The sequence below is a fragment of the Hymenobacter sedentarius genome, from assembly GCF_001507645.1.
Classification (GTDB): domain Bacteria; phylum Bacteroidota; class Bacteroidia; order Cytophagales; family Hymenobacteraceae; genus Hymenobacter; species Hymenobacter sedentarius.
The window spans coordinates 538,019-550,059 of sequence record NZ_CP013909.1; the positions used below are offsets into that span (position 1 = coordinate 538,019).

A 12,041-nucleotide genomic window follows, 5' to 3' on the forward strand; every position below is an offset into this window, starting at 1 on the left:
AGTTCGGGTATTGTAAGCAGCGCAGAAAGTGCGCAGTTTCAGACAGTGACAAAAGTAGGCGTTAACAGGAACTAAAAAAACTTTCTAATATCTTTTCAATAAGAAATTGCCGAATTACAATTGAATTCCAGAGGGATTACGGCGGTCAAGGCCCCAGTTTAACTTGCTACGCAAGGTACTGAGGAAGTTTACATGGTTGAGTTTTACAAGGCGGGCATTGAAGGCTTCGCGGCGAACGGCAATCTGGACGGAGGCCTCTACGGGCAGGGAGCGTGAATCGAGCGAAAGCATGTAGCTGGTGCTACGGCCTTCAATCTCAAAGGAAATCACGCTTCGGTCTGACACCACAAGAGGACGCACGTTCAAATTGTGGGGACATACGGGAGCAATGATAAAATTGTTGGTCTGGGGAAGCATCACCGGACCTCCACAGCTGAGCGAGTAACCGGTAGAGCCTGTGGGAGTGGCTACTACCAATCCATCGGCCCAATACGAATTAAGGTATTCGCCGTCGATGTACGTGTGAACGACAATCATGGACGAAGTGTCGCGCTTAAGAACGCTGAATTCGTTCAGGCCAAAGTTGAGCTGACCAAAAACGTCGGGGTCGGTATCCACGCGTATCAGGCTGCGCTCCTCAATATTGAAGTGGCCTTTATACAAGGCATCGATGGCTTGGGCAATGCGGTCGGGCGTTATGGTGGCGAGGAAGCCCAGCCGGCCGGTATGAATGCCCAGAATGGGGATTTGGAGGCTCCCGACGTAGGTTACCGTGTCGAGCAGGGTGCCGTCGCCGCCAATGCTCAGAACGAACTGGACGCCGCGTAGCGAATCGCCCCGGCGGAATTCGGTGGTGCCCTCGGGCAGGCGCAGGCGGTTGTCGAGGAAGGTGCGGAAGGCTTCGCCAATGCGCACTTCGGCCCGGCGCGCGGCCAGGTCGTCGAGCAATGCCTGAATGGCCGGGGCGGCTTCGTCGTCGAACGGTTTGCCGAGAATGGCGATTTTCATGCGGGTAAGGGAAGCGAATTACGTCACCTGGGATGGGAATACGTAACAAATAAATAACCGTCAACGCACGTCGCAAACGTTAAATCGGAAACTCGGCTCGAAAAAAGTAGCCGGTTTGGCCCAGCCCGTTCAAGGTGTATTCGGCGGTAAACACCCGGTCGTAGTAGGTGACCAGATGAAGCCCGAGGCCAATAGCGCGGAGCAGGTGGTTGGGCAAGCGGTTTTGGGGTAGAGTGCTGGGCGCGGCAACGTAGCCGGCATCAGCAAAGATATTCAAGTAGAGCGCTAACGGGATGGTGTTGATTTTGGGGTTGCCGAGGGACTGCACCCGAATGGGCTCGGGATGAAACAGCCGGTAAGACAGGCCTTGTTGCAGCAACCCATAGTGCCGACCGTCAATGACGTATTCATCGTAGCCCCGCACCAGGTCTTCGTAGCCCAACGCCCGGGTGTCGGCGTAGGCCAGGCGGCGGGTGAGCCGGGCCTGAGCACTGATGCCAGCGGTGTAGTAAAACCCATGGCCCAGCGCCAGGTAGCGGGCGTAGCTCAGGCGCAGGGTGGTGAGGCTGGGCGTGGCCCCATCCAGAAAAACACGGTGCGTGAGGCGGGCCTGGGCATACTGCCCGGTAAGTGGGTAGGCAAAGGTGTTGCGTTGGTTGCGGGTGCTGGTGAGGGTTAGGTCGAGGAACTCGCGCTGGGTGCGGCCCTGATAATAGTTGGGATTATAGTAGTTAATTGAATCCGTGATGCGCTCGCGGTGATAAGAGGCGTCGAGGGCGGTGAGAAACTGGACAGTATGGCGAAAGCGCAGCCCGGCCGTGGCGTAAAATCGTTGAATCGGAAAGCCGTCGTTGGAAGCCAGTGGCACCAGGCGGTCGGCCCGCGTGATGTAATCGACGGTGCGGCTCTGGTAGAAGGACGCTCCTACCCCAAGGCCAATGCGCCGGTAGGTGCCCAGACCCGGGGCTTCGTAGAAAAGCTCATACTTGCGGTTGAAACCCAGCTGGAGGTTGGCGATAACCTGCTCATTGCGCCCCCGGAAGTTATTGCGCACCACGTGCACGCCGTAGTCGACGCGGCGCCAGCGGTCGGTGCGCTCGCTCCAGGAGCGCAGGTTGCGGTCGGCCAGCGAGAGGATGGGAACCGGGAAGGTGTACCACCGCTCCTGCACGCCGAAAACGACAATGAGCCGACTACCCGCGCAGCTGGATTGCACCACCACGGCATGAAACAGCTGCAGGTTGAACAGCCGGCTGCGGTTGGCCTCGAGGCGGGTGGGCAGGTCGGCAAGCGCGAGGGTGTCGCCTTCGTGAAAATCCAGCTCCGCTCGCAAGATGCGCTCTTTGGTAACCGCATTGCCCCCGAAAAGAATGGTGCCAACCACCGCGCGCGCTATGCCCGGGCAGGGCACGATGCGCACCAAGGTATCGGTGGGGGCCACTACCGGGCGTAGCGGCTTGGGCAAGGTATCGGGCGGAGCCAGCCCAACGCCCACGCTGGCCAAGAGCAGCCGTAGCGACAAGAGAATTCCTAGCACCCGATATTAGACACTCAGGTACCGCAGGAGGGCGTCGTAGCGTTCCTGCTCATCTTCATTAGCCACCGCCGTGCCGTTGAACTGGGCTGTTACGACGTAGCCAAACCGCTCCAGCGTAGCCGTAATGCGGGAAAGATTGTCAGTGTTGAGCTTGAGGGTGAGCCGGATGCGGTAGGGGTCCACCTCGTCCTGAGCCACGAGGGCACTCACGATTTTGGCGTTGTTTTCCTCTACGTAGCGGCTGATTTGGGTGAGAGAATAATCCCGCTCCTCCATACTGAGCACTATGATGCCGCCTTGGCCGCCGGCCGGCTGCTGCCCAAAGGCGGCGAGCGCATCGGCGATGGTCACGACCCCGGCGTATTCCTGGCGCTCATCCACGACGGGCACCAGCTGAATTTTATTTTCAATGGCCAACTCCATTACCCGGTAAAAGTGCTGGTCGGGGCGCACATAGGCATCGGCGTAGCCCAGCTGCAGTTCGGAGAGCAGGGTTTCCGGGTCTTCGTAGTCCGCCAGGTCCGCTTCGGTGACGAGGCCACGGTAGTGGCGGTTGTCGAGCACAGGCAGTTGGGCCACGTGAAACTCATCGAGCCAGCGCGCTGCTTTGCCCGCCGAATCGGTGCCCTTCAGAGGCGGAATCATTTCGTTGAGTAAGTCTTCGGCGAGCAGGGCGGGCATATTCTTATTGATTATGAATGTCGAAGAGATAGCAGCGGGCTTGGTGGAAAGGATAGTGGAAAGGCATAAAGACCACGCGAAAGTGGCAGGATAGTAGAGAACAACAGCGGAGCCGGCAGAATGATAACCGGCTTTCTAAGCAGCGACGGCGGGGGCCGTTTCGGTTGTACGCAAAAACCGCCGCAAGTAGGCATTGAAGCCGGCGGGGCGCTCCATCATGGGCGCGTGGCAGCAGTGGTCGAGAAAACGCAATTCGGCGTGCGGCAATAAGCGGGCAAACTCGTGGGCCACGGGTGGCGGCGTAATCGTATCGTTCAGGCCCCACACCAGCAGCACGGGCACCGTGATTTTTGCTAGCTCCTTGCTCAGGTTATGGCGTTGCGCAGAGCGGGCAATGGCAATGATGCGGAGGCATTTGGAATTGGAGTTGGTGACGTTGAACACCTCATCCACCAATTCCTGGGTCGCGACGGTAGGGTCGTAAAAAGTAAAACCGACCCGCTCTTGCACGTAGGCATAGTTGCCGCGCTTGGGGAACGAGGCCCCCATGCTGTTTTCAAACAGCCCGCTGCTTCCCGTGAGCACCAGCCGGTTGACGCGCCGGGCATTAGTAAGGGTGTATACCAGGGCCACGTGCCCACCGAGGGAGTTGCCAAGCACCGTGAAGTCCGACGGCAGGCCGAGGGCAGCTACGAAGCCTTCGACATACTTCACCAAACCGGGCACGCCGGCTTGGCTCAACGGCATGTCATATACGGGAAGCAGGGGGATGAGAACGCGGTGGTCGGGCGCAAACTCGCGCACCACTTCCTGCCAGTTGCTCAGGGCACCAAACAGGCCATGGAGCAGCAGCAGCACCGGGCCGTGGCCTTCGTCTACGTATTCATACCCTTGCTGGTGCTGGCGGCGCAATTCCATCTCATTTCTCGTCAAGTCCCGGCGTTTTGGCAATGATACAACAATGGAGCCAATTGGCCAAAATTGCCAACCCATGGGGGGTAAGCAGGGCTTCGGGGTGAAACTGGACGCCGTAGAGCGGTAACGTGCGGTGGCGCAAGGCCATGAGTTCGGGGGTGGGGCCGGTGGTATGGGCCAGGGCCAAAAGCTCCGGCGGCAGCAGCTCGCCGACAATGAGCGAATGGTAGCGCGTGACCAGCTGCGTGGCGGGCAACCCGGCAAAAAGCGGATCAGTAGTATCGCAAAGCATCTGGGCTACTTTGCCGTGCATGGGCCGGGCCGCCCGCACCACGCGGGCCCCGAAGAACTGGCCCAACGCCTGGTGGCCCAGGCACACGCCTAGCATGGGCAAGCGCTGGTAGTAGGCTTGTATCACCGCGGGCATCACCCCCGCCTCGGCAGGCGTGCCGGGCCCCGGCGACAGCACGATGCCATCAAACTCCAGCCGCTCCAGCTCCACCAACGGCACATCGTTGCGGCGCACCAGCACCTCGGCGCCCAGCTGACGCAGGTAGTCGGCCAGGGTGAAGGTGAAGGAATCAAAATTGTCGAGCAGCAGCAGGCGCATTTCTGAAATGACGAATGACGAATGAGGAATGGCAAATGGGCGCTCCACAACTGGTAGCAACCATTTGTCATTCCTCATTCGTCATTTTTAAATTTTGACAAAGGCCGAGCGCATTCGCACCAGCAAATCCTGGGCAAAGGGCAGCACGTAGCCGGTGAGCTGCAGCGCCAGCGGCGTGGCCTGCTGCACGATGGGCAACACCTGGGAGCCAGCCACAAGACCCGGCGACAACAGGTGCAGCCCCGCCAGCCCGGTGCCGTGTAGCAGCAAGCTCAGCCCTACCACCCACTTAATGACCCCGGCGGCGGCGCCCAGCAAGTTGTCGAGTACGCCCAGCGGGGTGAGGTGCACTGCCGTTTTGAGCAGGCCGCCCAGCAGGTGCACGCCCCACATAATGGCCACAAACACCAGCGCAAACGACACCAGCGGCAGCATGCCAAAGGCGCTGCCCACGTAATGCCGCACCAGCGGCACGGCGGCCGACAGCAAACTCAGCCCGCCCACCACGGCCAGCACGAAAGCCAGCAGCGACACCACCTCCAGTACCAGCCCGCGCCGGTAGCCCTTCACAGCCCCAATGCCCAGTGGAAGCAGGAGCAGAATATCGAGGGCAGTCATGTAAATTAACAGTTATCATTTAACAATTATCATTCAGCTCAACCTGCGTTGAGGCCTCAGCTCCTTCTCCTGGATGCAGGCACGCTGGGCGACCTGTTAAATGATAATTGTTAAATGATAAATGATTACAGGTTAGTATTGTTGAGCAAATGGCTCAGGACGTCGGAAATGCGCTTGCCGTCGGCCTGGCCCGAGAGTTCGCGGGCGGCTACGCCCATCACCTTGCCCAAGTCGGAAGGGCCCTGAGCACCTACGCGCTGGATGATGTGCACGAGGCGCTCCACCAAATCGGCTTCGGAGAGCTGCTGGGGCAGGAATTCTTCGATGATGGCCAACTCGGCCAGCTCGTTTTCTTCCAGCTCGGAGCGAAACTGCTCCTTGTAGATGGCGGCGGCATCGCGGCGCTGCTTGGCGGCTTTATTGAGCAGCTTGAGCTCGGCCTCGGGGGTGAGGGCGGCGCCGTGGGCTCCTTCGGCGGTTTCGGCCAGCATAATCTGCGATTTGATGCTGCGCAGGGTGGTGAGGCGCACTTTGTCTTTGGCCAGCATGGCTTGCTTGATGGCGGCGTCGATGGTGTCTTTTAGCATAAGGTGGTGGGTTGGCGAGTTAGTGCGGGAAAGAATGTGGCAACAGGCCAGCCTCAGCGGCAAATTGCTGAGGTTGGCCAGGGTATACGGGCCCACGGCGCGCGGCGCTTCGGGGCGGGGGCCGTGGCGGGCGTAATTTCGCCCCGAAGCTACGGCAGCCGGCCCGCAAGCGTAGGCTCAGCACTACGGAAGTTTAAACCGGCGGGCCCTGCTGAACTGTTGTGCTTCTGCCCTCTCTCCCACTCCATACCCGAACCACCCGTGACCAAGCTCAGCGTCAACATCAACAAACTGGCCACCCTGCGCAACGCCCGGGGCCACAACCGGCCCGACATCCTGCAGGCCGCGCGGGACATTGAGCGGTTCGGCGCCGAAGGCATCACCGTGCACCCGCGGCCCGACGAGCGCCACATCCGCTACCAGGACGTCCGCGACCTGAAGGCCATCGTGACTACGGAGCTGAACGTGGAGGGCAACCCCACGCCCGATTTCCTGGACCTGGTGCGCGAAGTGCGCCCCGAGCAGGTGACGCTAGTGCCTGACGCGCCCGACGCCATCACCTCCAACGCGGGCTGGGACGTCATCAAGCACCAAGACTACCTCCGGGATATTGTGGCCGAGCTCAAAGGGTTGGGTTGCCGGGTGAGCATCTTCCTCGACCCCGACCTGGCTTTGGTAGACGCGGCCGCCACCACCGGCACCGACCGAATTGAGCTGTACACCGAAGCCTACGCCCGGCAATACCTCACCGACCGGGAGCAGGGCGTGGCGCCCTACCGCGCCGCCGCCGCCCGCGCCGGCCAGCTTGGGCTGGGCGTGAATGCAGGCCACGACCTCGACCTCGACAACCTGGCTTGGCTCCAGCAACAGCTGCCCGAGCTGGCCGAAGTAAGCATCGGCCACGCGCTGGTGTGCGACGCCATTTACCTGGGCCTCGAAAACACCGTTCAACTCTACAAGCGTCAGCTCAAGCCATTTAACAATTAACCTTTATCAGTCAACAGCCTTCCGTGCTCGGTTGAAATAATGAAGTGCTGGCTGAATACAAAGACTAGATGTTAACGATAAATGTTAATTGTTAAATGAAATAAGTTATGCCCCGTCTTTCTTTGGCCGAGTTTCAGGCCCTGCCCTACCCCATTCTCGACGTGCGGGCCCCGATTGAGTTTGCGCAGGGCCACGTGCCGGGCGCGCTCAACCTGCCGCTGTTCACCGATGAGGAACGGGCCCGCATCGGCACCACCTACAAGCAGGTGAGCCAGGAACGCGCCGTGCACTTGGGCCTGGAATTCTTTGGACCGAAGATGTCGGCGATGGCCAAGCAGGCCCAGAAGCTGGCCCAGGGCAAGGAAGTGCGCCTGCACTGCTGGCGCGGCGGCATGCGCAGCGGGGCCGTGATGTGGCTGCTGGAGCTGGCCGGCTTCAAGGTGCACCTGCTGGACAAGGGCTATAAGGAGTACCGCCGCGAGGTGCTGGCTTCGTTCGATACTCCGCGCCAATGGCGCGTGCTGGGCGGCCTCACCGGCAGCGGCAAAACCGACGTGCTGCACGCCCTGACGGCCACCTCGGCCACCCAGCCGGTGCTCGACCTCGAAGGCCTGGCCAGCCACAAGGGCTCGGCGTTTGGCGCCATCGGCCAGCCCGCTCAGCCCACTCAGGAGCAGTTTGAGAACAACCTGGCGGCGGCTATGGCGGCGCTGCCCACCGATGCGCCCATCTGGGTGGAAGACGAAAGCCGGCAAATTGGCCGGCTCACCATTCCGCCCGCCTTGTTTGCGCAGCTGCGCACGGCTCCGCGCTGGGTGCTGGAGGTGCCCCGCGCCGCCCGCGTAGCCAAACTGGCCGCCGAGTACGGCGCCGAAAACCCGGTGGAACTGGCCGCGGCCATCGAGCGGCTGCACAAACGCCTGGGCGGCCTGGCTGCCCAGCAAGCCTTGGCAGCGGTCGAGGCCGGCGATTTCGCCCAAATGGTGGAGCTGGTGCTCGATTACTACGACAAGACCTACACCTATGGGCTAGCCCAACGGCCCGGCGAGCCCGACCGCACGTTCGTGCCGGTGGCCGACTGCAACCCGGCCCAAAACGCCGCCACCCTGCTTCAGTCAATTGCCACCGAGGCCCGTTAGTTCTCGCTCCTAGCGCCTTACAGCGGTATAGTACAGCTATGCCTTTGGGTTTTAATGTGGTAATTTGCTTACGGCTTTGGCCCAGCCCTTCGCACGGCAGTGCGGTTGGGCTTATCGGTTATCCACTGCTGCTTACTGGTCTTTCTATTCTCCACTTTTCCTCCTTTTCATGTTCACACCTTTACTCGCCCGGCTGAAAAAAGCCAGTCGGTGGCTACCGCTGGCCTTGCTGCCCTTTGCGGCGCACGCCCAAAACCTGAACTATGGCGCGGCCAATGCCGTGAACGTGGCCGGCACCTACACGGACCTGGGGACCAATGGCACGGTCATCGCCACGGCCAACGCCGACGACGCCAACTCCGCCGCCCAGAACATCGGCTTCACGTTTAACTACAACGGCACGGCCTTCACGCAGTTCATCCTCAACACCAACGGGTTAATCAAGCTCGGCAGCACCCCACCTTCTACGGCGGCGCTGTACTATGAGAATTTTGGCGGCGGTGCTGGGGTCGACCCCCTGGGGGGCGCCGCTGGGGCTGCCGACATCAACCTGATTATGCCCTTCAACTTCGATTTGCAGGCGGGCACCAGCGCGGCCGAATATCGGGTCCAGACCACGGGCACGGCGCCCAACCGGGTGTGCACGATTCAGTGGAAAAACGTGAGCGACAAATCGGACCCTGCCGGCGCGGCCAACGCGGCGGCGTCGCAGTACGCCAACTTCAGCTTCCAGGTGAAGCTGTATGAGAACAGCAACATTGAGTTTGTGTACGGTACGGCCACGCCTTCGGCAAGCCCGGCGGGCACCCGCTTTCCCAACGTGGGCCTGAAAGGCAGCAGCACCGCCACCAACCAAGTGACGCTGGCGCTGAAAGGCGTGCCCTCCGACCCGTGGAGCAGCACCACCTTCATCAACCAGAACTACGGCCAACAGGCGCACAACATAAGCAAAGACGGCCTGCCGGATGCCGGGCGCACTTACCGCTTTACGCCCGGCGGCATTGCCCCTCCCCCTGCCAACGACGACCCGGCCGGCGCCATTGCGCTGCCGCTGGCAGCTACCTGCACCCCCACCAACGGAACCAACGTGGGCGCCACCACCACGACGCCCGCAGGGTATGGCAACCCGGGCTGCGGCGTGGCCATCAACCCCAAGGACGTGTGGTATAAGTTCACCACCGCTGCCAGCGGCCAGCAAGGCAGCACCGCCGTCACCATCACCGTTACCGGGGCCCCGGCGGGGCAGGTGCGGGTCTTTTCCAGCACGGGCGGCGCAGCCGGGCCGTTTGTATCGGTGGGGTGCTCGGCGGGCCAGGCCAATAATGCCGTTGCCCCGCCCTTGGAATTGCGGGGCCTGGCGCCGGCCACCACGTATTATGTATTCGTGTCGGGCGTTGGCTCCAGCGATACCCAAGGAGCTTTCACCATTTGTGCCAGCATCCTGAACCTGCCGCCCAAAGATGCGGCCGTAACCGTGGTGTACACGCTGGGCAAGGTGTCGAGCACCTTTGGCTCGCCCGTGACGGCGCAGGCCGTGATAACCAACGCCGGCTCTGCCGCCCTGACCAACGTGCCGGTAACCCTGACGGTGAGCGGCGCCACCACGTACACCAACACGCAGACCGTGGCCACGCTGGCCGCCGGCGCTTCAACCACTGTGACCTTCACGTACCCCGTGGCCGGGGCCAGCGGCACCAACACCCTCACCGTAACCGTTCCGGCCGACGACCATGCCTCCAACAACTCCCAAACCGTCACCCAGACCATTTCGACGGCTTCACTGAGCTACATTTCCGGGACGACGTTTGACGGCGGGGCGGGCGTCACCTCCGCCGGCAGCGTAATTGCAGTAGGCTACCGGACCGCCGGAGCCGCGGCCGTCACTTCGGTCACCCCGACGTTCGTGGGGACGGCCACGGCGGGCTCCACGTATCAGGTGCTGGTGTATTCGGCTGCCAACGGCCAGCCCGGCACCGTGCTGTACACGTCGCCGGCCCGTCCCCGCCCCTCGGCCGCCACCGGCGCCGTCGTGACCGACGCGGTATCCGTGCCCAACGTGGCGGTAAACGGGCCCTTCTTCGTGGGCATCAAAACCGTGGGGGCAGAAAATATTGGGCTGGCCTATCAGTTGGAAGAGCCGCTGCGAGCCGGCACGTTCTTCTTCACCACCACCGGCACCACCTGGACGGACATCAACACTTCCACGCTCAATTCGCGGCTGGCAGTTGATGTAACCCTCGGCGTGGCCACGGCCACCCGCAACGAGGCCCTGGCCGCTACCGTGTCGGTGTACCCAAACCCGGCGCACCAACGCTTCACCCTGACCGTGCCCGCTGGCAGCCTGCGCGCGGCCTCGGCCACGCTGCTCAACGCCTTGGGCCAAGTGGTGCAGACGCGCCAGCTCAACCTCTCCCCAGCCAACGGCACCGCCAACTTCGACGTGAGCCGCCTGGCCCCGGGCGTGTACTCGTTGCAGCTCAGCACCGGCACCGACCTGGTGGTAAAGCGTGTAGTGGTAGAATAAACGGTCTTATATTTTCCTCAGCAAAAAGGGCTGGCCATACGGTCAGCCCTTTTTTATGTGGTTACGCTAACGAGCCAAGCGCGAGCCTAGCTAATGGGCACTTTGCGCAGAATGGCTTCAATCAAGTCCTGCGTGCGGATGCCATCGGCTTCGGCTTCGTAGGTGAGCAGAATGCGGTGGTTGAGCACATCGGCGGCCACTTCCTTGATGTCTTCGGGCAGCACGTAGTCGCGGCCTTCGAGGTAGGCTACGGCCTTGGAAGCGCGGTGCAGGGCGATGCTGGCCCGGGGGCTGGCCCCAAACTGGACGGCCTGGGCAAACTCGGGCAGGTCGTAGTCGGCCGGGCGGCGAGTGGCGAACACCAGCTCAATCAGGTACTTCTCCAGCGTTTCCGAAATCTGGACCTGGTTGATTTGCTGGCGGATGCCAAAGATATCGGCCTCCGTGAGCACGGGCTGCACGTCTTCCACAAAGCTGAGGTTGGCCATGCGGCGCATTACCTCCAGCTCGTCGGCCTTCTTGAGGTAATCGACGTGCACCTTCAGCATAAACCGGTCGACCTGGGCTTCGGGCAGCGGATACGTGCCCTCCTGCTCCACCGGGTTTTGGGTGGCCAGCACCAGAAAGGGCAGGTCGAGCTGATAGGTGGTCTCGCCGATGGTGACCTGCTTTTCCTGCATGGCTTCGAGCAGGGCACTCTGCACCTTGGCCGGCGAGCGGTTGATTTCGTCGGCCAGCACCAGATTGGCGAAAATCGGTCCTTTCTTGACCTCAAACACCGACTGATTCTGGTTGTAAATCATGGTGCCAACCAGGTCCGACGGCAGTAGGTCGGGCGTGAACTGCACGCGCTGGAAATTCAGGTGCAGCACCTTGGCCAGCGTGGAAATGGTGAGGGTTTTGGCCAGTCCCGGCACGCCTTCGAGCAGGATGTGCCCACCGGTAAACAAGCCGATAAGCAGGCGCGTGAGCAGCGGCTGCTGGCCCACCACCACCTTGCCCATCTCGGCAAAAACCTGGCGAATGAGAGGATGGTAGTCGGCGGGGCCGGCCGACGGAACCGGTACGTCAGAAGCGGGATTCATGGATAGGCGGGGGCAAAACGACAGGTGCAAGGTAGGCACAAGCCCGCTGTACCCGCCGCACCGGCCACCATGCCCAGGCGGCCGCCCCGCTTGGGCTAAACCGTAAATTACCCTTATCTATTCTCAGCCCCACGCTTGCCTTGCGTAATGTCGCGCTTGGTGCAGCCACCATAGCGCTTAGCCTGGTTACGCGGCTTGCCCTGGCTGTGTCCGGCATCCCATTAACTTGAAACCAGCCACGACTCCCTTGCGGGGCTTTATTCCGACGCTTATTTACGGTCCGGCTGCGCGGCCAAAACTACTTCTCCACAGTATGCGTAATTGTCGAGTATCCCGCCTGCCTTACATAG

11 protein-coding genes are annotated in these 12,041 nt (G+C 61.5%); 3 read left to right on the top strand and 8 right to left on the bottom strand.

Features of this window, described 5'->3' with window-relative positions:
* Positions 1 to 114 precede the first annotated feature (114 nt).
* From AUC43_RS02315 to AUC43_RS02345, 7 genes are all read right to left on the bottom strand, one after another.
* A complete protein-coding gene (locus AUC43_RS02315) occupies positions 115 to 1,008 on the bottom strand; it encodes an NAD kinase (protein ID WP_068189361.1) in 894 nt (297 codons plus the stop codon).
* A 79-nt stretch (positions 1,009 to 1,087) separates the two neighbouring features.
* Positions 1,088 to 2,545: a BamA/TamA family outer membrane protein gene (locus AUC43_RS02320; protein WP_082684855.1), complete on the bottom strand. Its 1,458-nt coding sequence runs from the start codon at positions 2,543 to 2,545 to the stop codon at positions 1,088 to 1,090.
* 6 nt (positions 2,546 to 2,551) lie between these two features.
* Positions 2,552 to 3,226: a CBS domain-containing protein gene (locus AUC43_RS02325; protein ID WP_068189375.1), complete on the bottom strand. Its 675-nt coding sequence runs from the start codon at positions 3,224 to 3,226 to the stop codon at positions 2,552 to 2,554.
* A 135-nt stretch (positions 3,227 to 3,361) separates the two neighbouring features.
* A complete protein-coding gene (locus AUC43_RS02330) occupies positions 3,362 to 4,144 on the bottom strand; it encodes an alpha/beta fold hydrolase (protein WP_068189377.1) in 783 nt (260 codons plus the stop codon).
* A 1-nt stretch (position 4,145) separates the two neighbouring features.
* Positions 4,146 to 4,751: an anthranilate synthase component II gene (locus AUC43_RS02335; RefSeq protein WP_068189380.1), complete on the bottom strand. Its 606-nt coding sequence runs from the start codon at positions 4,749 to 4,751 to the stop codon at positions 4,146 to 4,148.
* 87 nt (positions 4,752 to 4,838) lie between these two features.
* Positions 4,839 to 5,369, bottom strand: a complete 531-nt coding sequence (locus AUC43_RS02340; RefSeq protein WP_068189383.1) for a CvpA family protein — start codon at positions 5,367 to 5,369, stop codon at positions 4,839 to 4,841.
* A gap of 125 nt (positions 5,370 to 5,494) precedes the next feature.
* Entirely contained in the window at positions 5,495 to 5,956 is a 462-nt protein-coding gene (locus tag AUC43_RS02345) for a GatB/YqeY domain-containing protein (protein ID WP_068189393.1), read from the bottom strand.
* 261 nt (positions 5,957 to 6,217) lie between these two features.
* Here AUC43_RS02345 and AUC43_RS02350 point away from each other — a divergent pair, with 261 nt between their 5' ends.
* From AUC43_RS02350 to AUC43_RS02360, 3 genes are all read left to right on the top strand, one after another.
* Entirely contained in the window at positions 6,218 to 6,943 is a 726-nt protein-coding gene (locus AUC43_RS02350; protein ID WP_068189395.1) for a pyridoxine 5'-phosphate synthase, read from the top strand.
* Positions 6,944 to 7,050: 107 nt separating this feature from the next.
* On the top strand, positions 7,051 to 8,082 hold the full coding sequence (gene mnmH, locus AUC43_RS02355; protein ID WP_068189398.1) for a tRNA 2-selenouridine(34) synthase MnmH: 1,032 nt from the start codon (positions 7,051 to 7,053) through the stop codon (positions 8,080 to 8,082).
* Positions 8,083 to 8,251: 169 nt separating this feature from the next.
* Complete coding sequence (locus tag AUC43_RS02360) at positions 8,252 to 10,606, top strand: T9SS type A sorting domain-containing protein (protein ID WP_068189406.1); 2,355 nt, start codon at positions 8,252 to 8,254, stop codon at positions 10,604 to 10,606.
* Between the two features lie 86 nt (positions 10,607 to 10,692).
* On the opposite strand, the gene AUC43_RS02365 is transcribed toward AUC43_RS02360, so the two are convergent.
* Complete coding sequence (locus tag AUC43_RS02365; protein ID WP_068189412.1) at positions 10,693 to 11,691, bottom strand: AAA family ATPase; 999 nt, start codon at positions 11,689 to 11,691, stop codon at positions 10,693 to 10,695.
* Positions 11,692 to 12,041 lie beyond the last annotated feature (350 nt).